24 protein-coding genes and 1 tRNA gene are annotated in these 23,770 nt (G+C 61.5%); 14 read left to right on the top strand and 11 right to left on the bottom strand.

From position 1 onward, the window contains the following. Positions 1 to 79: 79 nt before the first annotated feature. From NKI69_RS12265 to NKI69_RS12255, 3 genes are all read right to left on the bottom strand, one after another. A complete protein-coding gene (locus NKI69_RS12265; protein ID WP_352611758.1) occupies positions 80 to 1,447 on the bottom strand; it encodes an integrase in 1,368 nt (455 codons plus the stop codon). Beyond that, positions 1,407 to 1,496: transfer RNA gene (locus tag NKI69_RS12260), tRNA-Ser, on the bottom strand. The genes NKI69_RS12265 and NKI69_RS12260 overlap by 41 nt, the downstream gene beginning before the upstream one ends. A gap of 468 nt (positions 1,497 to 1,964) precedes the next feature. After that, the gene (locus NKI69_RS12255; protein WP_128304492.1) at positions 1,965 to 2,300 is read right to left on the bottom strand and encodes a hypothetical protein; all 336 of its coding nucleotides are present in this window, start codon (positions 2,298 to 2,300) and stop codon (positions 1,965 to 1,967) included. 376 nt (positions 2,301 to 2,676) lie between these two features. On the opposite strand from NKI69_RS12255, the gene NKI69_RS12250 reads away from it, so the two are divergent. From NKI69_RS12250 to NKI69_RS12220, 7 genes are all read left to right on the top strand, one after another. Further along, positions 2,677 to 3,909, top strand: coding sequence for a septal ring lytic transglycosylase RlpA family protein (locus tag NKI69_RS12250; protein ID WP_023811949.1), 1,233 nt, complete (start codon positions 2,677 to 2,679; stop codon positions 3,907 to 3,909). Between the two features lie 103 nt (positions 3,910 to 4,012). Continuing rightward, the gene (locus NKI69_RS12245; protein WP_023811950.1) at positions 4,013 to 5,176 is read left to right on the top strand and encodes a D-alanyl-D-alanine carboxypeptidase family protein; all 1,164 of its coding nucleotides are present in this window, start codon (positions 4,013 to 4,015) and stop codon (positions 5,174 to 5,176) included. A 137-nt stretch (positions 5,177 to 5,313) separates the two neighbouring features. Next, positions 5,314 to 5,988, top strand: coding sequence for a dTMP kinase (gene tmk, locus NKI69_RS12240; RefSeq protein ID WP_023811951.1), 675 nt, complete (start codon positions 5,314 to 5,316; stop codon positions 5,986 to 5,988). Further along, the gene (locus NKI69_RS12235; RefSeq protein WP_352441502.1) at positions 5,985 to 7,040 is read left to right on the top strand and encodes a DNA polymerase III subunit delta'; all 1,056 of its coding nucleotides are present in this window, start codon (positions 5,985 to 5,987) and stop codon (positions 7,038 to 7,040) included. Before tmk ends, NKI69_RS12235 begins: the two co-directional genes overlap by 4 nt. Before the next feature lie 89 nt (positions 7,041 to 7,129). After that, complete coding sequence (gene metG, locus NKI69_RS12230) at positions 7,130 to 8,680, top strand: methionine--tRNA ligase (protein ID WP_352721568.1); 1,551 nt, start codon at positions 7,130 to 7,132, stop codon at positions 8,678 to 8,680. Beyond that, positions 8,680 to 9,474 carry a TatD family hydrolase gene (locus NKI69_RS12225; RefSeq protein ID WP_352630687.1) on the top strand — a complete coding sequence of 265 codons (795 nt, stop codon included), beginning with the start codon at positions 8,680 to 8,682 and terminating at the stop codon, positions 9,472 to 9,474. The genes metG and NKI69_RS12225 overlap by 1 nt, the downstream gene beginning before the upstream one ends. A 3-nt stretch (positions 9,475 to 9,477) precedes the next feature. Beyond that, positions 9,478 to 10,296 (top strand): MBL fold metallo-hydrolase, encoded by an 819-nt coding sequence (locus tag NKI69_RS12220; protein WP_023811955.1) that lies wholly within the window; start codon positions 9,478 to 9,480, stop codon positions 10,294 to 10,296. Between the two features lie 13 nt (positions 10,297 to 10,309). Here NKI69_RS12220 and NKI69_RS12215 read toward each other — a convergent pair whose 3' ends face one another. Together NKI69_RS12215 and NKI69_RS12210 are read right to left on the bottom strand one after the other, a co-directional pair. Continuing rightward, the gene (locus NKI69_RS12215) at positions 10,310 to 11,080 is read right to left on the bottom strand and encodes a GNAT family N-acetyltransferase (protein ID WP_352441503.1); all 771 of its coding nucleotides are present in this window, start codon (positions 11,078 to 11,080) and stop codon (positions 10,310 to 10,312) included. Positions 11,081 to 11,345: 265 nt separating this feature from the next. Beyond that, complete coding sequence (locus tag NKI69_RS12210) at positions 11,346 to 11,828, bottom strand: RidA family protein (protein ID WP_023811957.1); 483 nt, start codon at positions 11,826 to 11,828, stop codon at positions 11,346 to 11,348. A 189-nt stretch (positions 11,829 to 12,017) separates the two neighbouring features. Between NKI69_RS12210 and NKI69_RS12205 the strand changes: the two genes are divergently transcribed. From NKI69_RS12205 to NKI69_RS12195, 3 genes are all read left to right on the top strand, one after another. Then, on the top strand, positions 12,018 to 12,704 hold the full coding sequence (locus tag NKI69_RS12205) for a TetR/AcrR family transcriptional regulator C-terminal domain-containing protein (RefSeq protein ID WP_023811958.1): 687 nt from the start codon (positions 12,018 to 12,020) through the stop codon (positions 12,702 to 12,704). A 307-nt stretch (positions 12,705 to 13,011) separates the two neighbouring features. Further along, entirely contained in the window at positions 13,012 to 13,983 is a 972-nt protein-coding gene (locus tag NKI69_RS12200) for an SDR family oxidoreductase (protein WP_023811959.1), read from the top strand. Between the two features lie 40 nt (positions 13,984 to 14,023). After that, on the top strand, positions 14,024 to 14,173 hold the full coding sequence (locus NKI69_RS12195) for a hypothetical protein (RefSeq protein ID WP_023811960.1): 150 nt from the start codon (positions 14,024 to 14,026) through the stop codon (positions 14,171 to 14,173). Between the two features lie 60 nt (positions 14,174 to 14,233). Here NKI69_RS12195 and NKI69_RS12190 read toward each other — a convergent pair whose 3' ends face one another. Continuing rightward, positions 14,234 to 14,740, bottom strand: coding sequence for a YciE/YciF ferroxidase family protein (locus tag NKI69_RS12190; RefSeq protein WP_023811961.1), 507 nt, complete (start codon positions 14,738 to 14,740; stop codon positions 14,234 to 14,236). A 230-nt stretch (positions 14,741 to 14,970) separates the two neighbouring features. On the opposite strand from NKI69_RS12190, the gene NKI69_RS12185 reads away from it, so the two are divergent. Next, a complete protein-coding gene (locus NKI69_RS12185; protein ID WP_023811962.1) occupies positions 14,971 to 16,680 on the top strand; it encodes an HAD family hydrolase in 1,710 nt (569 codons plus the stop codon). Positions 16,681 to 16,732: 52 nt separating this feature from the next. Here NKI69_RS12185 and NKI69_RS12180 read toward each other — a convergent pair whose 3' ends face one another. From NKI69_RS12180 to NKI69_RS12165, 4 genes are all read right to left on the bottom strand, one after another. Then, positions 16,733 to 16,993, bottom strand: coding sequence for a hypothetical protein (locus NKI69_RS12180; protein WP_352721431.1), 261 nt, complete (start codon positions 16,991 to 16,993; stop codon positions 16,733 to 16,735). A 210-nt stretch (positions 16,994 to 17,203) separates the two neighbouring features. Further along, entirely contained in the window at positions 17,204 to 19,483 is a 2,280-nt protein-coding gene (locus NKI69_RS12175; protein WP_023811963.1) for a xanthine dehydrogenase family protein molybdopterin-binding subunit, read from the bottom strand. 3 nt (positions 19,484 to 19,486) lie between these two features. Next, on the bottom strand, positions 19,487 to 20,509 hold the full coding sequence (locus NKI69_RS12170; protein ID WP_352721429.1) for an FAD binding domain-containing protein: 1,023 nt from the start codon (positions 20,507 to 20,509) through the stop codon (positions 19,487 to 19,489). A gap of 1 nt (position 20,510) precedes the next feature. After that, positions 20,511 to 21,128: a (2Fe-2S)-binding protein gene (locus NKI69_RS12165; RefSeq protein ID WP_352552104.1), complete on the bottom strand. Its 618-nt coding sequence runs from the start codon at positions 21,126 to 21,128 to the stop codon at positions 20,511 to 20,513. 164 nt (positions 21,129 to 21,292) lie between these two features. Here NKI69_RS12165 and NKI69_RS12160 point away from each other — a divergent pair, with 164 nt between their 5' ends. From NKI69_RS12160 to NKI69_RS12150, 3 genes are all read left to right on the top strand, one after another. Next, positions 21,293 to 21,469, top strand: coding sequence for a hypothetical protein (locus NKI69_RS12160; protein WP_352630673.1), 177 nt, complete (start codon positions 21,293 to 21,295; stop codon positions 21,467 to 21,469). A 163-nt stretch (positions 21,470 to 21,632) separates the two neighbouring features. Next, entirely contained in the window at positions 21,633 to 21,950 is a 318-nt protein-coding gene (locus tag NKI69_RS12155) for a hypothetical protein (RefSeq protein ID WP_013531559.1), read from the top strand. 40 nt (positions 21,951 to 21,990) lie between these two features. Then, on the top strand, positions 21,991 to 22,434 hold the full coding sequence (locus NKI69_RS12150; protein WP_023811968.1) for a PPC domain-containing DNA-binding protein: 444 nt from the start codon (positions 21,991 to 21,993) through the stop codon (positions 22,432 to 22,434). A 22-nt stretch (positions 22,435 to 22,456) separates the two neighbouring features. Here the strand turns inward: NKI69_RS12150 and NKI69_RS12145 are convergent, their stop codons facing one another. Further along, positions 22,457 to 23,731, bottom strand: coding sequence for a DUF763 domain-containing protein (locus tag NKI69_RS12145; protein ID WP_352721427.1), 1,275 nt, complete (start codon positions 23,729 to 23,731; stop codon positions 22,457 to 22,459). Between the last annotated feature and the right edge of the window lie 39 nt (positions 23,732 to 23,770).

Here is a 23,770-nt window from a genome sequence, read left to right as displayed (position 1 = left end):
AGCATCTGGAGCGCGCCGTCGAGCTCAAGCGCGCCACGATGATAACGCGGCGGTCCTCACCGCAATGATGCGCGGGAGGTCAAAGATGCGCCGGCGGTTTGAACGCGATCTTCTTCAGCCAGAACTGCTTTTGCTCGAGCGTCGGGCCAGAACCGTATTTTGGCCGATGCCATTTGTGGCCCATCAGCATGGCCACGACCTTTTCGGGCGCCTCCACGGCCGTCAGCCGATCCTCGTATGTGTGCCGCAGGCTGTAGAGAGAGTGGTCATCAGTCGGCAGGAGATTCGCATTGTCAAGAAACTTGTTGACCAAGGCAGAGAGCGAGTCGGCCTTGTCGAGATAGCGCGGAAACCCTTTGGGGTGGAGCTTCATTACGGCGAGCGCGCAACCCACGAGCGGAATGTCGCGCAGGGAGTGGTCTGTCTTCAACACGCGTCCATCGGGCCTCACCTGCACATGTGGCACCGCGTGATCTAGCAAGATGCGGTGCGGCAGAAGGTTCGCCGCCTCCGACAAACGCATGCCGGTGTCCGCTATCAGCAGCACAAGGTGACGGGCCTCCTCGTTGAGTTCCGCCAGCGCGCGGTCGGCAAGGATCTTGTCTTGGACGAAAGCCGCTTCGAAAGCCGCTCGTTGGACCGCGACCTGTCCCGATAGCCGCAATTTCTTGAACACCGGCGGCAAATTCAGCTGATGTGCCATGTCGACAGTGGTCAGCATCTTCGACACGTGGCCAATGTCCTTGTTTGCGGTGCCGATGTCGAGACTTTCCACGCGTATGCGTTTCTGCCACCACTCGCGAAATTGTATGGCGTGGCTCCGGGTGAGGGCGGCTATGTTCATGTCGCCCACAACCTCGATAAGGTTGCCAACGGCGCGCTTTTTCGGATTGCGCCACTTTCGGAGCTGGTTCGGGGACATGGCATTGAGGCTTTGGGCCTCGATCTTCTCGAATTCTGCAACCAGCCCCGTGAGGCGGATCGCCGGCCGCTCCTCACCACCCAGGGCGGCCGCCACCTCCCGCTCGTCCTCAATGACGTTCCTGTCGAGGAGCAGTCTAATGCGGTCGACAATATCATCGCGCGCGCCTTCAGCGAGCTCGGCATTCGTCTGATAGACCAGCCTCAGGGCTTTCGCCCGCTGCTGGGCCGCCTCGAAACGCAAGCGAGCTTCGCCAGATTGACCGTCGCGAAGCCCTCCCCAATACGCATCGAGCTCGACGTGGAGGCGCTGCACTACTTCCTTGGCACGAATGCCACGGGGATCGTTTACGATCGGAATGTCGGTGCTGATGCGGACCAGGACGCGGCGATCGAGCTCGGCGAATTCCTTCGGAACACGGCGAACGAGGTACCAGGTGCCGTCGCGCTTATGCGCCTTTGGCGGATCTTGCAGGGGCGCCAGTTGGCGGAGGAAGTGGGATTCGAACCCACGGTGAGCTTGCACCCACGCCGGTTTTCAAGACCGGTGCCTTAAACCGCTCGGCCATTCCTCCATCGTGATTTTTCAACCACTTGGGTAGCGCGGGGGCCAACCCGTTTGGCCTGTTGGCACCGGATTGGCACCGAAGGCGCTCCCGGCTGGTTCACGCCTCATTCCTGTAAAGCGGCATTGAGGGCTGCGTCAACCACCGCTGCGTCGCTTCCTGCTGTCCTGGGCAGACTCTGAGCTTGTCGGGATCGAGCACCGGGACCATCGCGGTCCAATGGTGCATGAAGAAGAAGCCCGCCGCGGGCGTTGCCCGAGATTGTGAGGCGCTGCAGTGCTTCCATGCAGCGCCCCAGGCAAGGGCGCAGTCCAGCTATCGCCAGAACCATCCTTGCAACCGGGCGGGGCGGGTTAATCCCTATAGGTCAACCTCTTGGGAGAGCTGCGGCATTTCCCCAAAAAATTCAGTTCGCCAAGGGAACAGCTGCTCGTGAGGAAGGCCGAAGCTGCAAATCGGCTCCGGCCTGCGTGTTCCTCAGTCTTTGCAGCTTTCGTCCGCCTTTGCCGCCGCGGCCTTATCACCATGCTGCTGCGCCTCAATGTCCTGCTGCGAGGTTGCAAGATTCTTGTCGCCGCCGCCTTCGGCGCCCGCCAACGGCATCGTGGCGCCATCCTTGGCGGCTGGCTTGCCCGTGCTGTCCGACGCTTTTGGGGTCTCTAAAGGCGCATGAGTTCCATCTTTCGAAATACCGGCGGTCTGTTCGGAATCCGTCCCTGCGTTGGAAGCCGACTTGTCCGGGCATGCGGCGATCGCAGACCCGGCAGAAAGTGACATTGCGATCGCGATTGTCAATGAAGCCATTTTCATCATGCTCGTCCTTCTGTTCGAGTGCCCTGCGGAAGAAACTAGCGGCGCATTTCTTTGTTCCGACGGTCGGTCCGCTGCCCGTCAAAGCTTGGTCAACGGCAGGCATGGGCGGCAGGAGCGAAGCCAGGCTCTTTGTGGCAGAGGGCATCACATCTCTCGCGTGGAAGCACGAAAACCGTTACTTTTCAGAAGGCTTTCACGGTGGAGACGCCACAATCTTGCCCGGTTGCAGCCACAATCGGTTAATACCGTGATAAGCAATTCCTGCGCACAAAGGATCGGGGTTCAAAGGCGTCGTTGTATTGGTCGGGTGAGTGTTTCGGCTTCTTCGACGGTTGGACACGACGTCTAGGTCAAGACTGAAGGGGACATCAGGAAAATGCAGGCTGTGACGCAACCGCGTCTTCGTCGCGCTGCTGCAGTCGCGTTGTTCGCCATGTCGGCCGCCTTGCTGGCGGCTTGTGCGTCGCAGCCCGAGCCGAAAGCGATGGTCTACAAGAAGACCCGCTCCAAAGAATATTTCGCCGAATCCGAATATGGCGTGAAGGCAAGCCCGCGTGTGATCTCCCAGAATGGGCGCATCCAACGTGGCGGCGGCAGGGATCAGCTCGGCAAACCCTATCAGGTCCGCGGCAAGTGGTATTACCCCCGGGAAGACAAGCGCTACGCCAAGGTCGGCCTGGCCTCCTGGTATGGCGACGCCTTCCATGGCCGGCTTACCGCCAATGGCGAAGTCTACGACATGACCCATCTAACGGCGGCGCACCCGACCATGCCGCTGCCGAGCTATGCCCGCGTCACCAATCTCAAGACCGGCAGTTCGGTCATCGTTCGCGTCAACGATCGCGGCCCATATCACGAAGGCCGCATCATCGATGTCTCGGAGCGCGCTGCCCAGATGCTTGACTATGCCAACACCGGCACCGCTCAGGTGAAGGTCGAATATGTCGGCCGCGCGCCGCTCGACGGCGATGACGACCAGTATCTGATGGCTTCCTACCATCCCGGCAACAGGGCGCCAGACCCGTCGGATGGACTGCCGACCGGCGTCATGGTCGCCATGAACGGGCCGTCGCCAAGCCTGCCTGCGGGCGCCGCCGCCGTGCCGTTTCCGGGCCAGTTGACCGATTCCGGCGCTGTCCAGCCGGTCATGTCGACGCAGTCCTCGGCCTATGGCGATCTGGCGCTTCCGGATTTCGGCCCGATCGTGCCGGAGCGCCCGCAGATCAATCTGCCGCCGCAATCACCGTTTGCCGTGGCCTCGCTGTCCTATGCCGACGAGCGGGTCGAACGCGCCTCAAATGCCTTCGCCGCAATGGGTAGCGACGGCATGTCGCCGGCCGACGTGCTCCAATCGTGGAAGCGGCAGCCGCCACCGGCCGGTCCGTCCACCGACTACGTTGCTGCCGGTTCGTTCGAGGATGCCGGAGAAGCCAAGCGTATTGCCGCTCAGCTTGCCGCCTTCGGCAAGATCGAGATCCAGCGTTCGGAACTCGACGGCGAGGATTGGTATTCGGTCAATCTCTATCCCGATGGCCATCACAACCTGGATGATTTGCTGCAGGCTGCCTGGTCGCATGGCGCTCCCGATGCGCTGGCTGTGCGCAACTGAGCACAAGCCAGGCTGGATTTCCGCTACGCGGTTGATCCGCCGTGCAAAAAGCCCGATACTTTTTGCGGGCTTGCCGGCGGTGCCGGCCAACGGGTCGAACATCATGCAATTGCGCTTGCTCCCGCTCGCCGGGCTTCTGGTTTTTGGCCTGCTGCTGTTTTTCCAGGCTCCGGCCGGTGCGCAGCTGTTCGAGACCAAGGCCGCACAGGCCTTCATGATCGACGCCGAGACCGGGACGGTGCTGTTTTCCAAGAATGCCGACAAGCCGATACCGCCGGCCTCGATGGCCAAGCTGATGACCATGGAAGTGGTTTTCAACGCCATCAAGTCCGGTCGCCTGAAGCTCGACGATACGTTCGTTGTCAGCGAAAACGCCTGGCGCAAGGGTGGCGCGCCTTCGGGAACATCGACAATGTTCGCCAAGCTCAAGTCGTCGATCCGGCTCGAAGACCTGATTCAGGGCGTGACCGTGCAGGCGGCCAATGACGGCTGCATCGTCATCGCCGAAGGCATGTCGGGATCCGAGGACAATTTTGCCGCGCAGATGACCGAACGGGCCCGCCAGATCGGCCTCAAGACGTCGACTTTCGTCAATTCGACCGGCCTGCCGGCGGATGGCCAACAGACGACCATGCGCGAGCTGGCGCAGCTCGCCCTGCACCTGTGGCGCGATTATCCGGATCTCTATCGCTATTACAGCCAGAAGGATTTCACCTGGAACAAGATCTCACAGAGGAACCGCAATCCGCTGCTGGCGATGGACATCGGCGCCGACGGCCTGGCGGTCGGTGCGAGCGAGGCAGCCGGTTTCGGCATCGTCGGTTCGCTCAGCCACAATGGTACCCGCGTGATCGCGGCGATGAGCGGGCTGGCCTCGGACAAGGAGCGCGCCGAGGAAGCGCGAAAGCTGCTCGACTGGGGTGTCCGCTCGTTCGAGAAGACTGAAATTTTCGCCAAGGACGAGGTGGTTGGAGAAGCCCAGGTTTTCGGCGGAGCGAAATCCGGGGTGACGCTGAAGGCCAAGGGTCCGATCGACATTTTCCTGCCGATCACCAACCGCGACAAGCTGACGGCCAGGATCGTCTACAACGGCCCGGTTGCTGCACCGGTGGAGGAGGGGCAGCCGGTGGGTGCGCTGCGCGTCTGGATCGGCGATACGCTCAGCCAGGAGACACCGCTTTTCGCCGCCGAATCGATCGGCGTCGGCACGCTGCCGCAGCGCGCACTCGATGCCGTCAAGGAACTGGCGGTCGGCTGGCTGCGATAACGCATATCACTCAAAACCAGCCATGGTTTTGGGGGCGACTGCACAAGGGCAAAAATTGACGGCATGGACGTTTGGCCGAACGCGGACTATCTAGAGCGCTACAATCCCATTCAGCCATGGACAAGAAGGCCTCTCGGTTGGCACGCGGTTTTTTCATCACCTTCGAAGGCGGCGAGGGGGCAGGCAAGTCGACGCAGATCGAGCGGCTGGCCAGGAAGATGCGCGCCAAGAAATACGATGTGCTGCTTACCCGCGAACCCGGCGGCTCGCCGGGCGCCGAAGCCGTCAGGCATGTGCTGCTTTCGGGCGCGGCCGAACCGTTCGGACCGAAGATGGAAGCGCTGCTTTTCGCCGCCGCGCGATCCGATCATGTCGAGCAGCTCATCCGGCCGGCGGTCGAGCGTGGTTCCATCGTGCTTTGCGACCGCTTCCTCGATTCCTCGCGCGTCTACCAGGGCGTCACCGGCGGCATCGATTCGGCGTTCATGGATGCGCTGGAGCAGGTCGCCATCAACGGCATGATGCCGGACATGACGCTGATCTTCGACATCGATCCGGCGGAAGGCCTGAGGCGCGCAACGCTGCGGCGCGGCACCGAGGCAGTCGCCGACCGCTTCGAAAAGGAGACGCTGGCGATCCATCAGGCCCGCCGCGAGGCGTTTCTGGCGATCGCCAAGGCCGAGCCGGAGCGCTGCATCGTCGTCGACGCAGCCGCCGAGCCCGACGCGGTCGAGAACGTCGTCACCGCGGCGGTGTTCGCGGCACTGGCGGCGAGAACGCCGGCACGCGACAGGCAGGCAACGCCGGCATGATCTTCGAACGCATCGCACCCGAGCAGCACGACACGCTCGACGGCGTGCCGGAGCCCTCCGAAACGCCCGTTCTGGTCGGGCATAGCCAAGCTGCAGGCGTGCTCACCGCCGCTTATCGTGCGGGCAAGCTGCCGCATGCGCTGATCTTCTCCGGGCCAGTCGGCATCGGCAAGGCGACGCTCGCCTTCCACCTTGCGCATCATCTGCTGAAGCACCCGGATTTTGCGCAGGCGCCGGAAAGCCTTGCCACTGCCGATCCGGCTTCGTCGCTGTTTCGCCAGATCGCCACCGGGGCGCATCCTTCCGTGCTGCATCTGACCCGGCCGCTGAACGACAAGACCAAGAGTTTCAAGACAGTCGTCACCGTCGATGAGATACGCAAGGTCAGCCGCTTCCTGTCGCTGACCTCGCACGACGGCAGCTATCGGGTCGTCATCGTCGACCCCGCCGATGACATGAACACCAATGCGGCCAATGCGTTGCTGAAAAATCTTGAAGAGCCGCCGGCACGGACTCTGTTCATCCTGATTGTCCACGCGCCGGGCAGCCTGCTGCCGACGATCCGGTCGCGCTGTCAGGTGGTGCGATTGAACCCGCTCGACGCCGACGACCTGATGACGGTGCTGGAAACGACCGAGCCCGCGCCGCCTGACGATCCGGCGGCTCGCGCGGCACTGGTCGGGCGGGCAGGGGGCAGCGCCCGGAACGCGATCCTGTTGACGCAGTATGGCGGGCTGGAGATCGCCTCCACGCTCGACGCTCTGGTCACCGGCAGAAAGAGCGATGTCGGCGGCGCGTTTCGCCTCGCCGAAGCCGTGGCTGGCCGCGATCAGGCGATCCAGTTCGATATCTTCAACCGCCGGGCGCTGGACCTGTTGTCGGACGCGGCAAGTCAGGCAGCACTGGCGGGCGATCTCGCACGGGCCAAAACGCTGTCGGACACTTGGCATGAGGCGCTGGACGCTATATCTGAGACCGATACTTACAATCTCGACAAGAAGCAGCACGCCCTGATCATGATCGACCGCCTGAATTCTGCAATGCGAATGTGACTGGGTTTCCTGGATCGGGATGGCAAATGCTGCCTCGATACGATATCCACCGCCACGCCTTCCATTCAGACATTCATGACGGTTCCTTCATGTCACGCGACAAATTCTACATCACCACCCCGATCTTTTATCCGAACGGCAAGCCGCATATCGGCCACGCCTATACGGTCATTGCAACCGACGCCCTGGCACGCTTCCAGCGCCTGGACGGCAAGGACGTCTTCTTCCTGACCGGCACCGACGAACATGGCCTGAAGATGCAGCAAACGGCCGAGAAGGAAGGCATAACGCCGCTGGCGCTGGCTGACCGCAATTCGGCGATTTTCCGCGCGATGACCGAGGCGATGGGCGGCTCGAACGACGACTACATCCGCACGACGGAACCGCGCCACTACGAATCCTGTCAGGCGATCTGGAAGGCGATGGCCGCCAATGGCGACATCTATCTCGACCGCTATAGCGGTTGGTATTCGGTGCGCCAGGAAGCCTATTTCGACGAGAGCGAGACGACGCTCGGCGAGGATGGCGTGCGCCGCGAGCCGCTCGGCTCGCCCGTCGAATGGAACGAGGAAGAAAGCTATTTCTTCCGGCTTTCCGCCTATCAGGACAAATTGCTGGCGCTTTATGAGAGCCAGCCAGACTTTATCGGTCCCACCGAGCGCCGCAACGAGGTGCTCAGCTTCGTCAAGTCCGGGCTGAAGGATCTGTCGATCTCGCGCACCACCTTCAAATGGGGCGTGCCGGTGCCCGGCGACGACAAACATGTGATGTATGTCTGGGTCGACGCGTTGACCAACTACATCACCGCCGCCGGCTATCCCGACACAAAGGCCGAGCAATGGCGCTATTGGCCGGCCACGCACATCATCGGCAAGGACATTGTCCGCTTCCATGCGGTCTATTGGCCGGCATTTCTGATGTCGGCGGGCATTGAGTTGCCGAGCCGCGTTTTCGCGCATGGCTTCCTGTTCAACCGCGGCGAGAAGATGTCGAAATCGGTTGGCAACGTCGTGGATCCATTCGCGATGGTCGAGCACTACGGCCTCGACCAGGTGCGCTACTTCTTCCTGCGCGAGGTGCCCTTCGGCAACGACGGCAGCTACAGCCATGACGCGATCGTCAACCGCACCAATGCCGATCTTGCCAACGGCCTCGGCAACCTTGCGCAACGCTCGCTGTCGATGATCGCCAAGAACTGCGGCGGCGTGGTGCCGCAGCGCGGCGACCTGACGGATGCAGACAGAGCAATCCTGGATCAGGCCGTCGCCGCTCTCGACATCGCGCGCAAGGCTATGGCCGAGCAGGGCATCCATCTGGCGCTGGCGGCGATCTTCGGCGTGGTGGCGGAAGCCGATCGCTACTTTGCCGGCGAGGCACCATGGGCATTGAAAAAGACCAACCCTGCGCGCATGGAAACGGTGCTGTGGACGACCGCCGAAGTCGTGCGCCGCGTGGCGGTGCTGTGTCAGCCCTTCACTCCGGGATCAGCCGCGAAACTGCTCGATCTGCTGGCGGTTCCGGCGGACAGCCGCGACTTCGTGCATGTCCACGCGGACCATGCGCTGGTGCCGGGCACCGCGTTACCCGTGCCGGAAGGGGTTTTTCCACGTTATGTCGAACAGCCGGACGCGAACGTCTGATGCTCGTCGACAGTCACTGCCATCTCGACTTTCCCGACTTCGCCGAGGAGCGGGCGGCCATCGTCGCCCGCGCGTTAGCCGCCGGAATCGACCGTATGGTGACGATCTCGACACGCGTGAGGCGGTTTCCGCAAGTACTTGAGATCGCTGAAACTTTCGACGAAGTCTATTGCTCTGTCGGCACTCATCCGCACAATGCGGCCGAAGAGCTGGATATCACGGTCGAGGAGCTTGTGCGGCTATCCGCGCACCCGAAAGTGGTGGCCATCGGCGAGGCCGGGCTGGACTACTTCTACGACAAAGCGCCCCGCGATGCGCAGGCGCAAGGCTTTCGCACCCACATATCAGCCGCGCGCGAGACCGGCCTACCGCTGGTCATCCATTCGCGCGACGCCGACGACGACATGGCAGCGATCCTCAAGGCCGAAACGGGGAAGGGCGCCTTCCCCTTCATCCTGCATTGCTTTTCTTCCGGACATCGGCTCGCCGAAATTGGCGTCGCTCTCGGCGGCTACATGTCGTTCTCGGGTATCCTCACCTTCAAGAATTCAGCTGAGTTGCGCGCCATTGCCGCCGATGTGCCGCATGACCGGCTGCTGGTCGAAACCGACGCGCCCTATCTGGCGCCCGTGCCGTTTCGCGGCAAACGCAACGAGCCCGCCTATGTCGCGCACACGGCCAAGGTGCTGGCCGAAACCATCGGCGTCAGCGAAGCTGAAATCGCTGATTTGACGACGGATAATTTCTTCCGGCTGTTCGGCAAGATGCCGCGGCCTGTAGAGCAAAGTGCCTGAACGATGACCGACCGGCTGCGCCTCACCATTCTCGGCTGCGGCTCGTCCCCAGGTACGCCGCGCATCACCGGCGACTGGGGCAATTGCGACCCCGACAACCCCAAGAACCGGCGCACGCGTGCCGCCGCACTCGTCGAGCGGATCGCGGCGAACGGCAGCCGCACGACTGTCGTCATCGACACGGGGCCGGATTTTCGGCAGCAGATGCTGCTGGCCGGCGTTAAACGTGTCGATGCGGTCGTCTATACCCACCCGCATGCCGACCACATCCATGGCATCGACGATCTGCGCGGTTTCGTTCTCGATCAGCGCCAACTGATCGACGTCCATGCCGACAGGGCGACGATGCTTCGGTTGCGGGAAGCGTTCGGATACTGTTTCGAGACGCCGCAAGGCAGTTCCTATCCGCCGATCGTCAGGCCGCATCTCATCGACCACACCAGGCCGGTGGTCATCGAAGGAGAGGGGGGTACCCTCACCCTTGAGCCGCTGCCGCAGATCCACGGCGACATCGTATCGCTCGGTTTCCGCATTGGCGGTCTCGCCTATTGTCCCGACATCAGCGACTTTCCGGAACCCACCGCCGAACGGCTGCGCGACCTCGACGTGCTGATCATCGACGCGCTGCAGTACCGGACGCATCCCAGTCACCTGTCCCTTGGCGAAGCGCTTGAATGGATCGAGCGGCTGGCGCCGATACATGCGGTGTTGACACATATGCACGTGCCGCTCGACTACGCCACGGTGATGGCCGAGACACCCGCCAACGTCGAGCCGGCCTATGATGGGATGGCGATTGAAATCCCTTACGAATCAGCGTGATGCGAATAGACTTTCATACAGGCTTTCGGTTCATTGGTGCGAATATCAGCAGCGTTCCGATCCGTTCGTAGCCCATCCGGGGATAAAGCAGAGCCCCGGCGTGGGTTGCAGCCAGCACCGAGCACCTCGACCCACGCGCCCGATCGTCGTGCAACATTTTCGACATCAAAGCCTGGCCAATGCCGCGACGCCGGTGCGAAGGCTCGACATACATGCTCGAACACCACGTGGCTTCCACGGCATCCAAGCTGCGCACGCGCCCAACGATATCGGCGCCATCGACTGCCACATACTGGCGCAACGGCGCGCTGTCGCCGAGCAAATGATCCGGGATCGGCTGTCTGCGGATGATCTTTCCCAACTGCGCCGCCGCCCGTTCGGCTGTCTGCACGCGTTCGACCGAAGCAACCGCAACCGCTGGCGGGCTCGGAATCCGGCGCAACCGGTGGACGAAAAAACCTTCGGTCCGAAGCAGCCGGTAGCCGAGAGCTTTGTAGGCGGTTCGTGTCGGCCCGTCCGGATCCTCGTTCGCGATCACAACGGAAATGGCAAAGCCCGGCCGTGCATGCTGCCGCACGACGGCATCGGCTTCTTGAGCGGCGACGTCATGGACGACCCATTCTTCGCCGCGGTAGTCACGAAGATTCTTGCGCTCGGCATCGCGCATCAGCCACAAGCGTCCAACGCGGCTGGCCTCGTAAGGAAAGGTGCGGCTTCTGTCGGCGCTGAAGCCATGCACGAACACTTCGATCGCCGCTTCGATCTCGCTGTTTGCCATCTTCATTTCGACAGCCTAGCGTTGGCCATCCGCTCAAGGCAATACGGCACAATCGGCTCAAGCCTATGAGAATCAGCGGCAATTTCCAGTTCTTGACCGATGCGTTAGTTCCATAATCTATCTTATGCGACTTTTGGATGCGGCGGCAATAGCAATAGAGTGTATGCGTCGTGACGGCTTTGCTTCGTGGGAGCCAAAATGAATTGGTGGTTCCAACGCGCGGCTGTCGGCGGCGTGCTCGACCCCATGTCAGTTGGGGCGATCAGGCTCCCTATTCCAGAATAACGGTGGCTTCCACCTCGAAAAGCATGGGGTCGATTGCAAGCTTGGGAACGGGAACCAGTGTCTGCGCCGGCAACGCCTCGCCGAACATGTCCTTGACGTTCCTGGTTAACACATCGAGCTTGGACATGTCGTGGTCGACCACGAAGACCGTGAGCTTCGCCACCTGATCCGGCTTGGCGCCGATGCCCCCGAGCGCCGCATGCAAATTTGCGTAGGCCTGCTTAACCTGGACGGCGAAATCGGGTGACAAGGCTCCTGTGCTGTCTTGGCCGCCCTGCCCGGAAATGTAGGCAATCCGAGCTCCGCGCGGTGCGATCACGGCGGTGCTGTAGCCATTCGGCGACGGGTCGTAGAGCGTCTGTGGATTGATGATGGTCAGCTTGAACTCGTTCGCCGGCGACGCAGTGGGAACTGCAATGGTCATGATGATTAGCCCTCCGATAAGCAGATGCTTGATTGCGCGTGACATGATTTCTCCTGGCTCTGCTGACTGCGAATAACGCACTCGCCGCCGGCATGAACTTTAAACCAGATCGCTCATACGATGAATCGTGCGATGTACGAGTCATCGTATGGTACATCGTACTAGTCAAGCGATCAGCGTCGACATTCCTGACGGTGCCTGCCAAAATCGACGTTCGGCCAGCAAGGAAGACAGATGGCAGCCAAACCCCGCAGTGCCAGCAAACGATCGCAACGGACAAAGCTTCAACCCATCCAGGAGGCGAGCAGCGAGCCGCCGCTGTCTCGAGAGCGTATCGTGGCGATCGCCGTGGAACTGCTGGACGCCCAGGGCATAGACGGATTGACAATGCGTCGGCTGGCCGATCGCCTCGGCTCGGGTGTGATGAGCCTGTATTGGCACGTTGACAACAAGGAGGATGTCTTTGATCTAGCACTCGATTCGGTGCTCGAACATCGCGGATCGCCTGAAACAGGTGAGTCTCCGGACTGGCGTGGAGACGTCGTTCATATGCTCGAAGACTGGCGCGCCAGAATGTTGCGCCATCCTTGGTCGGCATCGCTGTTGCCGCGCCGGGCGCTCGGCCCGAACATTCTCAGCCGCCTGGAAATGTTGAGCAAGACCTTGTCCAGAGCCGGTGTTGCCGACGCGAATCTGAACGCCGCGATATGGTCGCTCTGGAATTATGTGATGGGCGCCACCCTCACCCGGGCAAGCTTCGACCTCTCGGAAGAAGACAGGGCAGCCGCACAGCAGCGTCTTACACACCTCAGCGAACACTACCCGACAATCGAACGCTCTCGTCTGCTGTTGGACAACGATTGGGATGGCGCCTTCCGAAAAGGCCTCGACTTCCTGCTCGATGGGCTGTCGCCAAGATAGAATTCCGGCGGCTACGCCCGGAGTAGACCGGATGGCGCTGCTTTGCCAGTTTGACGCAATAGCTTCCCAATCCACATCATCACGTTTGGCTCGCCGCCAAGGCGGCGCAGGCAGCGGGCAAGCCCCGGTGCTCGATCCCATCGCGGCGGTGGCTGGCGCGGCTGCATTGCAGCTGAATTGGTGCAGCTGGCGATGTCGTCGTTACGCGTTGCCAAACGCTGGCCGGAATCCTCTCGGCAAGTCGATCTTTTGCGCAAACCTTTTTGCCTGACATGCGTTGTTTCCTCTCCAAGCCAAGGAGACGATCATGCAGATGAAGTCGGAAATAGCCGGTGAAGCGGCCAAGCAGCGCCATATCCAACGTGGCGTCGATGCCAAGGACAAATCGAAAGGCGGTGGGAAGCAGCAAGGCGCCATGCAGGCTGGCGCCCGTGAATATCCCGAGCCCCCCTTCCCCGAGCAACATCAGCCCAAACCGGGGCACGAATGGGCGCTAGAGCCGGAGCCGCTGTACGATGCGCCGTACTATCTCGGATCGAAAAAACTCGACCAAAAGGTAGCACTCATCACGGGCGGCGATTCCGGCATCGGCCGCTCGGTGGCGGTGTTGTTCGCCCGCGAGGGCGCCGACGTCGCGATCGTCTATCTGGCCGAGGACAAGGATGCTGAAGAGACCAAATCAGCGGTGGAAAAGGAGGGACGACGCTGCATCCTGGTCAAGGCCGATGTCAGCGAACGCAGCCACTGCCACAAGGCGGTCATGGAGACCGTTGAAAAATTCGGTCGCATCGACGTGCTGGTCAACAACGCTGCGTTCCAGATCCATTCCAGCGATTTCGGCGAGCTGACCGAAGAACATTTCGACACGACGCTGAAGACCAATCTTTACGGCTATTTTCATATGGCGCAGGAAGCGGTGCCGCACATGAAGCCAGGTTCGGCGATCATCAACACCGGTTCGGTAACCGGTATCGACGGTTCAAAACAACTGGTCGACTATTCGATGACCAAGGGCGGCATCCATGCCTTCACGCGGGCCCTGTCGGGCAATCTCATCGGCAAGGGCATAAGGGTGAATGCGGTCGCACCGGGTCCGGTGTGGACGCCGCTCAATCCGTCGGACAAGGAAGCCGACGACGTCTCGAAATTCGGCGCGGACACGCCAATGAAACGACCCGCGCAACCGGAAGAACTCGCGCCGGCCTATGTGTTCCTCGCTTCGCCGCATTGCTCGAGCTACATCACCGGCGAAATCTTGCCGGTCGTCGGAGGGTACTGAGGATGGCCGGAATGAAATCCATGAGCAAGGAGTAGGATGGATGGGCCGTCTGCTTTTCATGGTGGCGCTCACTTGTGTAGCGTACCGCATCTACACGGAAATCGCAGGATCTGCTCGGCATGCGCCGCAGGATGACGATGAGGCGCTGCGCAAGCAATCAACGGCCTTGGGCGTCGACCCGTCTCGCTGACGGAGTGGAAACCTGCCAGCAATCCGGCCGGCCGAGTTACCAGCCGGCCGGATTGCAGCCCTATTCGGCTGCCTGCAGGTTGATCTTGCTTTCCGCCATTTCGGTGAGCTTGCGATCTGTCGCCTGTTCTTCCCTCAGGTTCTTGGCCAGCACATTGGCGCAGTCGGTGCGGCCGAGTTGCTTGGCCCAGGCGATGAGCGTCCCGTAGCGGGTCATCTCATAGTGTTCGACGGCCTGCGCCGAAGCAATCAGCGCCGCGTCGAGAACCTCCTTGTCATCGACGTCACCGCTCACATCGTCGGCCTCCTCGAGAATACCGTCGATTGCCGGACAGTTGACCTCCTTGGCCTTGACGCCATGCAACTCAAACACCTGTTCGACGCGCTCGATATGGCCTCTCGTCTGGTCGAGGTGTTTTTCAAATCCGGCTTTCAATTGCGGGTCGGTTGCCTTGTCGATCATCTTCGGCAGCGCCTTCTCGATCTGCTTTTCGGCGTAATAGATGTCGCGCAGCGTGTGCACGAAGAGATCGTCGAGTGTCTTGATGTCCTTCGAAAAGAAGCCCATGGCCTTACCTTTCATTGCGCTTGGTGTGGATTTCGGCGACGGGGTTTGCACGCCGCCAGCAAAGACCGGGACGGTTCCCGGCTTGTCTGGTCAACGTACCGGCACCGAAGGAGTTCCTGATTTCCGAGGGCGAACCGCCCCTCCTCCACCTACGATTCGGTCGGTGGGGAGCCTTTGTCTCGATCACACGTTCTAGCCACAGGGCAACCGGAACGAGAAGGGTCGGCGGAATGTATTTCATTGCATTGGCGGCAGACTATGACGGCACGCTGGCTCATGATGGGATCGTCGCCAAGAAGACGCTCGCCGCGCTTGAGCGGTTCAAGAAAAGCGGCCGCAAGCTGGTTCTCGTCACCGGGCGTGAACTGCCCGATCTCAAGCGCGTCTTTCCCGAGCTTAGCCTCTTCGACAAGGTCGTCGCTGAGAATGGCGCGATGATCTACACGCCGGCCAGCGAGGAAGAGCGGGTGATCGCCCCATCGCCCGAGCCCAAATTCGTCGCCAGATTGAAGCGGCAGGGCGTCAAGCCGCTTTCGGTCGGGCGATCGATCGTCGCGACCTGGGAACCCCATCAGGCGACCGTGCTCGATATCATCAAGAAGATGGGTCTCGAACTGGAAATCATCTTCAACAAGGGCGCGGTGATGATCCTGCCGAGCGGCATCAACAAAGCCACCGGGCTCGCTGCGGCCCTTCAGGACCTTCGACTTTCGCCGCACAACGTCGTCGGCGTCGGCGACGCCGAGAACGACCACGCGTTCCTGCAAGCCTGTGGCTGCAGCGCCGCCGTCGACAATGCAATTCCGGCGGTCAAGGATACAGCCAACCTGGTCATGCGTGGCGCCCGCGGCAAGGGCGTGGAGCAATTGATCGCAAAGCTGATAAAGCGTGATCACGCGATAGTGCCGAAGCGCCATGACGGCATCGTTCTTGGGTCGTCTGGCGGCGATGATGTCTACCTGTCGCCGAGCGACACGATCCTCATTGCCGGGAGTTCCGGCATTGGTAAATCCACCTTGGCCACCGCGCTGACGGAACGCTTCGTCGAAAGTGGTTTTCAGTTCTGCGTCTTTGATCCCGAAGGCGACTATGACGGCCTCGAAGGCGCCGTTCGCCTGGGAGACGGCTCAAGCGCGCCGACAAAGGCGCAGGTGCTGGATCTGATCGCCAAGGCCGACAGCAACATTGTCGTCAACGGATTGGCCCTGCGCGTCGACGAGAGGCCGGATTTCTTTGCCGACCTGCTGCCTGGCCTGAGCAGTTTCCGCCGGCGCACCGCGAGACCGCACTGGCTCGTCATCGATGAAGCGCACCATCTTCTGCCCAAGCGGCGCGACGATACGCGGGCGGTCCTTTCATTGGAATTGCCGGGCACAATCTTGATCACCGTTCACCCCGAGGCGATCTCGACAGACGCCTTGCGCCTTGTGACAGCCATCATTGCGCTTGGCCCCAAGGCGAAGGACGTGGTGAAGGTCTTCTGCAAGGAGACTGGCATTGAGCCGCCAAAGGACATCCCCAGCCCCAAGGGCGCGCGCGTGCTGTTCTGGCGGCCGCAGGCGGGCAAGAAAGTCAAGACGGTCAAGGTGGTGGAACCACGTCAGTCACTCAAGCGGCACAGCCGGAAATATGCCGAAGGCCAGCTCGACGAAGCCGGCAGCTTCTATTTCCATGGCCCTGACAATGCGATGAACCTCAGGGCTCACAATCTGATGATCTTCGCTCAGATCGCCGAGGGCATAGACGACAAGACTTGGGAGTTTCACTTGCGCACCGGCGACTATTCCAAATGGTTTCGACATCAGATCAGGGACAAGGACCTGGCGCGCGAAACCGCCGAGGCGGAAGAGGACAAGACCCTGTCGGCGCAGGAGAGCCGCAAGCGGGTGCTTGACGCTGTGCGCCGACGTTACACGGCTCCGGCCACAGCCCCGGAGTGACACTCGAGAGCCAAGGCAACTAAGCTATCGCTGCACGCGAAAACTTTTTCAGTCAGGCAACGCCGCCACCGCGACAATCGATGTCGGCTTGCGCAAGCGCTGCAATCCCGATCACCTCGGAGGGCGGCGGGTTGTTATAGCTGCAGTGCTTCGCGCAATGCTCGGCAAAGAACTCGTCCCGTACGTCGAGACGAAAATTGGGTGAACTTAGAACGCCGCCATCGGGAAATGGCCCCTTGATGAAGAAGGTCAGCCGGATGAGATAGTCGAGCGCGCTGCCGAGTTCTTCCAGATCTGATTTGATGTTCGCCAAAATTGCGCGCCACTGTGCCGCCGCATCGCCAGGGAAGCCCCTCCTCTCTTTCCGGCAGATCGTAATTTTCGGCGGTTGCCGTATTGCCGCAGAGGTAGACAAATCCCTTTGCTCCGGTGACGACCGTGCCTTTTCCCCACGGCATCAACCTGCCGTTTTTGAATTTCCTATGGGTTACGAGTTCCATGCTCCGTCCAGAGCTCTTGATCGTCAGCCTATCAAATCATCTATTCTGATCGGCAGATCGCGAATGCGCTTGCCGGTGGCATGATAGACGGCACTCGCCACGGCAGCAGCCGTTCCGACATTGCCGAGTTCGCCCAAGCCCTTGACGCCGGCAGGATTGACCTGGTGGTCGATTTCGGGGACCAGGATAACGTCGACCTGTTTGATGTCGGCGTTGACCGGCACGAGATAGTCCTGCAGGTCGCGATTCACGTAGCGCGCGTGTCGCTGATCAATTTCCGTGGCCTCGTGCAACGCTTGGCCAATGCCCCAGATCATGCCACCTATCAGCTGGCTGCGCGCGGTGCGCGTGTTCATGATGCGCCCGGCAGCGAAGGCTCCGACCATGCGCGGCACCCGGATTTCGCGTGTATAGCTGTTGATGCGCACTTCGACGAACTCGGCGCCAAACGCATATTTGACCGAATCTTCGTCGTTCTCTCCACCATGAAACTCCGATTGTCCGGCATAGAGTTTCCTCAGGGCTTCAGGCGAAGAACCCTTCGGCGCAAACTCGGCATATTCTTCGATGGCGCCGACTTGCATGGCCTTGAAGACATCGGCCAGCTTGGCGGACTTGCCGGTCTCGGTGACGACCTCTTCGTCCTTCAAATCCAGCTTCGCATTGGCCGAACCTGCCAGCGGAGCCCCCTTGCCCGCAGCGGCGGCAAACAGTTTTTCGCGTATCGCGTCGCAGGCTTTCATGACCGCGGAGCAGACGCTGGCGGTCGAGATCGATCCGCCCGACACGGGAGCCGGCGGCAAGGCACTGTCGCCCATCTCCACGCTGATCTTGTCCATGCCGACCCCCAGCCTTTCGGCCGCCATTTGGCCGGCGATGGTGCGAACGCCGGTGCCAATTTCATGGGAGCCGCACTGGACCCGAACCTCGCCATCCGCGGTGAGACGAACCCGGGCCGCGCAAGGTGCGGCGGCAGTCGGATAGATTGCCGTCGCACAGCCCATTCCGACCAGCCAATCGCCGTCGCGCATCGAGCCGACCCTGGGATCGCGCTTCGACCAGCCAAAGGCCTCGGACGCCTGGTCGTAGCACTTGATGAGTGAGCGGCTGGAAAATGGCTTGCCTCCGATCGGCTCCTTCTCCGGTTCATTGATGCGACGAAACTCGACAGGATCCATACCGAGGGCCACGGCCATTTCGTCCATGGCGTTTTCCAGCGCGTAGACATAAGGCGTCTCCGGCGGCGATCGCATGTAGCCAGGCGTGTTGCGGTCGGCATGAACCAGCGAAACATGCGTCAGAACGGAGCCGTAATCGTACATGCGCGCGGTGGCGGACGTGCCGCCGACGACATAAGGGTCCGGGCGTGACGTCACCTCCCAGGCCTCATGTCCGAACGCCGTGATGCGGCCGTCCTTGCCGGCGCCCATGCGGATCCGATGCCGCGTTTCGGCGCGATAGGTCTGCGTACCGAAGGCTTGCATGCGATTGACGACGCAGCGAACCGGCCGGCCGATGCGCCGCGCCGCGACGGCAACGATAGCAGTGCGTGCCGTCATCGGCCCCTTGGAGCCGAAGGCGCCGCCGATATAGGGACTGACGATCCGCACATTGGCCGGATCGAGCTTCAGTTGGCGTGCCAGTTCCACCTTCCAGCCCGTAACGTTTTGACTGGGTTCGTGTATCGTCAACTGGTCGCCCTGCCATATGGCGGTGGTCGAAAACAGCTCGATCGGATTATGATGCTGGGTCGGCGTCGAATATTTTTCGTCGATCTTCACCGTCGCATCCGCCCAAGCGGCGTCGAAGTCACCGGCCTTCGCATCCTCCTTGAACATCGGGCTTTTGCCGGCAGCCGGTTCCATCTTCACGCCCTTGGAATCAAAGCTGGCGCTGGGCCGTTCGTCCTCATAGTCGGCGCGGACCAACATCGCTGCCTCCTCCGCCGCCTCGAAGGTTTCAGCGACCACCAGAGCGATGATCTGACCATCGTGAAAAACCGTCTTGTCGTGCAAGGGCCCAATCGAACTTGCACCGGTGTTGCCGAATTTCGGCATGTCGGTCTTGTCCAGATCGCCATAGGTGACGATGTCCAGCACACCGGGTACGGCATTGGCGTCTTTCGTGTGAAGTTCGGAAACCTTGCCCCGGGCAATGCTGCTGGTGGCAAGGGCACCGTAGGCGACGTTGGCCGTAACGATGTCGGCGGGATAGCCGGCTTGTCCGGTAACTTTTAGCCGGGCGTCAATGCGAACAACGGGATCGCCCTGGTTTTCCCTTGGAGCGGGTGCAGCTTGGTTCATGGCTCAGCCCTTCATATCCCGGGTTTCGAGCAGCGCCCGCACCAGCGTGCGCTTGCCGAGCGGTATCTTGAATGCGTTATGCTCGCGCGGTCTGGCATCGGCGAAAGCAGCCTCGGCGGCCTCCTGCGCCGTGGCTTCGTCAAGCACTTTGCCCTGTAGCGCGTCCTCTGCTTCGCGCGCACGCCACGGCACCGTCGCCACTCCGCCAAGCGCAATGCGCGCACTCCTTACCGTCTCGCCATCCATGTCGAGCGCGACAGCCGCGGACGCCAGCGCAAACGCGTAGGATTCGCGATCGCGTATCTTCAGATAGCGCGACCGGCTGCTCCACTGTGCCAGCGGCACTTCGATGGCGGTAATGAGCTCGTCGGCGGCCAGATCCGTCTCGATGTCGGGCGTTTCGCCCGGCCGTTTATGCAGCTTGGCAAAAGTGAGCGTGCGCCTTCCCCGCGGACCTTCGACATCGACGGTGGCGTCCAGCGCAACCAGCGCCTGCGCGAAATCGCCGTGATACGTGGCAATACAGGCATCGCTCGTACCCAGCACGGCATGCTGGCGATTGGACCCTTCCATCGCAGCGCAGCCGGAGCCCGGTTCGCGCTTGTTGCACGGCCAAGATATCTCTCGAAAATACTCGCAGCGCGTACGTTGCAGCACATTGCCGCCCAGGCTCGCCATGTTGCGAAGCTGACCGCTGGCAGCGAATTTCAAGCTGTCGGCGAGGACCGGGCAACGGCGCCTGACATCATTGTTGTCGGCTGCTTCACCCATACGGACCAGCGCACCAAACCGGATCTTATCATCGTCTATCCTGATCTGCCGCAAGGCCGGCTCGGCAAGAGTGTTGAGGTCGAGTAGTCGCTCCGGCCGCGCGACACCGAGCTTCATGTAGTCGGCCAGATTGGTGCCGCCGGCGATGAACTGCGTGTCGGCGCCGGTTGGCGGAACATGCACGGCATGGGGACGGGACGCCATGGCGATTGCCGTGGAGACGCTGGTTGGTCTTTCATATACGAACGGGCGCATCCTAAGCCCTCCTGGTCTCGTCGCGTGCCTGAACGATCGCCGCAACGATGTTGGGATAGGCCGCGCAGCGACATAGATTGCCGCTCATATATTCGCGAATATCATCTTCCGACCCAGCATGGCCTTCGTTGATGCAACCGATGGCGGACATGATCTGACCCGGTGTGCAATAGCCGCATTGAAAGGCGTCGTGGTCGACGAAGGCCTGCTGGACCGGATGCAGTTCCCCGTCCGCCGAAGCCAGGCCTTCCACCGTTGTGATCTCCCGGCCCTGGTTCATGACGGCAAAGCTCAAGCAGGACAGTACCCGCTTTCCGTCGATCAGCACCGTGCAGGCACCACACTGACCGTGATCGCAACCTTTCTTGGTGCCGGTCAGGCCGACATGGTCGCGCAGCGCGTCAAGCAGGCTGGTTCGATTGTCGAGCGCGAGGTTGTAGGTCTGCTTGTTGATACGCATCGAAACCGCCGACAAATCGCGCGGTTCGGCCGGTTTTGCGGACGCGGGCTGGGCAGCTCTCGTTGGCGAATTCACAAGCGGCATCGCCGCCGCCGCCGAAACAGAGGCCGTCATGAACATGCGTCTGCTCAAGCCGCTGGAAATTTTGGCATCGGACATGGCTGGCTCCGGGCTGGCTGGGTCTTAAGCGGCCCAAACCACTCGCGGAGGGCAAAGTTCCCTCCTCACGAGCCTGTGATCCTTTTTCTGCTGGCCGGATCGATGCAATCGGAACCTCCCCGGTCAAGCGATGGTTGTGTGCCAAGAGCCGGAAGGAGGCGATCATGAGCGATGGTCGGCATGGCAACGACGGTGACGATGACAATGGACCTGTATTCTCTGCGGAGCAGGCGAGACAAGGCGAGATCATCCTGCGAACGCGCACCCGTCGGGTCATCTTCATAGCCGGCTTGGTCGGTGTCGTGATCCTGGCCCTCGTCGTGAGATTGGCAATCGGCTGAACCAATTCCCCTCGCCTTGCTGCTGCGCTCTCCCCGAAAAGCGTTAGCTTGCGCCGCGCGACGGTGTTTGGCCATGCCGCGCGATGCGGCATTGGCTACGCGAACTTCTGTTGGAACCAGCGCGTCAAATCGACGTTCAGCCCTTATTCAATAGGAGCAGGCCATGCCACGAGGCGACAAATCGAAATACACTGACAAGCAGGAGCGTAAAGCCGACCACATTGCCGAGGGCTACGAGAAGCGCGGGGTTTCGGACAAGGAAGCAGAGCGGCGTGCATGGGCTACCGTCAACAAGGACGATGGCGGTGGCAAGAAGGAAGGCGGTTCGGGCCGCGGCAAACACACGGGCCATCCCGCGGCGCACAAAGGCGGCAAAAGCGGCGGCAAGGCATCGGCATCACGGTCTGCCGCAAGCCGATCCGAATCGGCAAAGAAAGCTGCAGCGACCCGCAAGCGCAATGCGGAACACCGCGCCCATTGATCTTGGCGACGGCCTTGGGCCGAACGATGGAAGCACAGGGATGAAATCTCAGCTCGTCAATGAGATCGGCGGACAACGGACATTCGTCGTGGTGCTCGACCCAGGCGAAGAAGCGTTCGCGGCACTGACCGCCTTCGCGGTCGACCAGGAGATCGGCAGTGCGTCCTTGACCGCCATAGGGGCTTTCGAAAAAGCCACCGTGGGCTGGTTTGATCCGACCGCGAAGACCTACCGCAAAATCCCCATCGGCGAACAGTGCGAGGTTCTGAGCGCGATCGGCGATGTTGCACTGGGTGATGATGACAAGCCCAGCCTGCACGTCCATGCGGTGCTTGGATTGAGCGACGGCACCACCCGGGGTGGACATCTGCTTGACGGCATCGTTCGACCAACGCTCGAAATCACCCTGGTGGAAGCGCCCGGTCATCTGCGCCGCAGCAAGCGTCCGGACCTCGGTGTCGCGCTGATCGATCTGGCCGACTGATCTACAGCCCTCTGTCTCGTTCTCACGCTTTCTTGCTCCGCTCAGCAGGTGCTGTGTCCGGCGCAGCTTCCCACCCGAACACGCTGCGCCCGCCAAGCAGATGCGATTGGTCGAATTCTCCCGCGACAATTTCCTTCAGGCTGGGGCCGGTCACGTATCGCTCGACTTGCCGCGACTGATCGTCGAGCCGCCTCAAGGCGCCGATTTCTTCATCGCGACCGAGCTTTGCCTTCTGCACGGCCGACTTCAGAACCCCGATCGTCTCGTCATAGACCTTCAGCGGTACCGGAAATGGATGCCTGTCCTTGCCGCCATGCGCCAGCGAGAAGCGGCCGGGATCGGAAAAACGGCAAGGAGCGCCATGCACCACCTCGGCAACGAGGGCCAGCGCGCGCACTGTGCGTGCGCCGACGCCGGGGACCAGAAGGAGCTCGGCGAAATCGGTGGGACCGCGGTCCGCGGCGGCTGCGATATTGCCGTGTAGGCGATGCATGACGACATCGCTTTCGCGAACGTCATGGTGGGCCGGCATGACCAAATGCGGCAGCAGCGGTTGTTCCGGTTCCTGCCGGCGCGTCGGCTCCGCGCCACGCTCCAATGCCGCCAGCTCGCCCAGGATGCGATCCGGTCCGAGATCCTGCAAAAGGTCAAGTTGCCCTTGGCGGGACGCCTCGGCACGCCGGTCGGTCAGGTTGACGATCTCGCCTTGATTGGCCCCTTCGATGGCGGCATGCGGCTGGTCGACAAAACTCTTCAGGCCTTCGGAAAGCCAATGGTAGCGGCGCGCCACCTTGCTGTCGCCGTTCATACCTTGCTGCACCACAACCCAGTGACCGTCATCGGCGACGATAAAGCCATGCAGATAGAGATCGAAACCGTCCTGGACGGCGGCGCTGTCGACCTTGGCGACCAGCCGGCTGGCGGTTGCCAGGCCCGCTCCGTCGAAGCCGACGCGTTGGCCGATGGCTTCCAGCTCATGCGGGGTTTTGCGCGAATGCGCGCCGCGACCACCGCAGACATGAATGCCGAGCTCGCCGGAAAGCGGCGTGAGGCCACGCTTCAAAGCGCCCACGACGCTGGTCGTGATTCCTGACGAGTGCCAATCCATGCCCATGACAGCACCAAAGGACTGGAACCAGAATGGATGCGCCAGCCGCCGCAGCAGCTCGTCTCGACCATAGTGATGAATGATCGCCTCGCACATCACAGCGCCAAGACGCGTCATGCGGTCGCCGAGCCATTTTGGCACGCGCCCGCCATGGAGTGGAAGATCAGCACTTCCCGATCGTTGCGTCACGTCCTGCTACCTGTTCTGGTGTCCGTCATTCTCTTAACA

The sequence above is a fragment of the Mesorhizobium sp. M0491 genome (genome assembly GCF_040321265.1).
Taxonomy (GTDB): domain Bacteria; phylum Pseudomonadota; class Alphaproteobacteria; order Rhizobiales; family Rhizobiaceae; genus Mesorhizobium.
The sequence above is the reverse complement of the archived record's forward strand: the minus strand, read 5'-3'. Positions and strand labels throughout refer to the sequence as shown.

Bases quoted from the DNA above. Each gene is read 5' to 3' on its own strand.
- NKI69_RS12165 (WP_352552104.1), bottom strand. From the start codon at position 21,128: ATGTCCGATGCCAAAATTTCCAGCGGCTTGAGCAGACGCATGTTCATG.
- NKI69_RS12160 (WP_352630673.1), top strand. From the start codon at position 21,293: ATGAGCGATGGTCGGCATGGCAACGACGGTGACGATGACAATGGACCT.
- NKI69_RS12150 (WP_023811968.1), top strand. From the start codon at position 21,991: ATGAAATCTCAGCTCGTCAATGAGATCGGCGGACAACGGACATTCGTC.
- NKI69_RS12195 (WP_023811960.1), top strand. From the start codon at position 14,024: ATGGGCCGTCTGCTTTTCATGGTGGCGCTCACTTGTGTAGCGTACCGC.
- metG (WP_352721568.1), top strand. From the start codon at position 7,130: ATGTCACGCGACAAATTCTACATCACCACCCCGATCTTTTATCCGAAC.
- NKI69_RS12220 (WP_023811955.1), top strand. From the start codon at position 9,478: ATGACCGACCGGCTGCGCCTCACCATTCTCGGCTGCGGCTCGTCCCCA.
- NKI69_RS12245 (WP_023811950.1), top strand. From the start codon at position 4,013: ATGCAATTGCGCTTGCTCCCGCTCGCCGGGCTTCTGGTTTTTGGCCTG.
- NKI69_RS12185 (WP_023811962.1), top strand. From the start codon at position 14,971: ATGTATTTCATTGCATTGGCGGCAGACTATGACGGCACGCTGGCTCAT.
- NKI69_RS12205 (WP_023811958.1), top strand. From the start codon at position 12,018: ATGGCAGCCAAACCCCGCAGTGCCAGCAAACGATCGCAACGGACAAAG.
- NKI69_RS12250 (WP_023811949.1), top strand. From the start codon at position 2,677: ATGCAGGCTGTGACGCAACCGCGTCTTCGTCGCGCTGCTGCAGTCGCG.
- NKI69_RS12155 (WP_013531559.1), top strand. From the start codon at position 21,633: ATGCCACGAGGCGACAAATCGAAATACACTGACAAGCAGGAGCGTAAA.
- NKI69_RS12225 (WP_352630687.1), top strand. From the start codon at position 8,680: ATGCTCGTCGACAGTCACTGCCATCTCGACTTTCCCGACTTCGCCGAG.
- NKI69_RS12170 (WP_352721429.1), bottom strand. From the start codon at position 20,509: ATGCGCCCGTTCGTATATGAAAGACCAACCAGCGTCTCCACGGCAATC.
- NKI69_RS12190 (WP_023811961.1), bottom strand. From the start codon at position 14,740: ATGGGCTTCTTTTCGAAGGACATCAAGACACTCGACGATCTCTTCGTG.
- NKI69_RS12175 (WP_023811963.1), bottom strand. From the start codon at position 19,483: ATGAACCAAGCTGCACCCGCTCCAAGGGAAAACCAGGGCGATCCCGTT.
- NKI69_RS12255 (WP_128304492.1), bottom strand. From the start codon at position 2,300: ATGATGAAAATGGCTTCATTGACAATCGCGATCGCAATGTCACTTTCT.
- NKI69_RS12200 (WP_023811959.1), top strand. From the start codon at position 13,012: ATGCAGATGAAGTCGGAAATAGCCGGTGAAGCGGCCAAGCAGCGCCAT.
- NKI69_RS12215 (WP_352441503.1), bottom strand. From the start codon at position 11,080: ATGAAGATGGCAAACAGCGAGATCGAAGCGGCGATCGAAGTGTTCGTG.
- NKI69_RS12235 (WP_352441502.1), top strand. From the start codon at position 5,985: ATGATCTTCGAACGCATCGCACCCGAGCAGCACGACACGCTCGACGGC.
- NKI69_RS12210 (WP_023811957.1), bottom strand. From the start codon at position 11,828: ATGTCACGCGCAATCAAGCATCTGCTTATCGGAGGGCTAATCATCATG.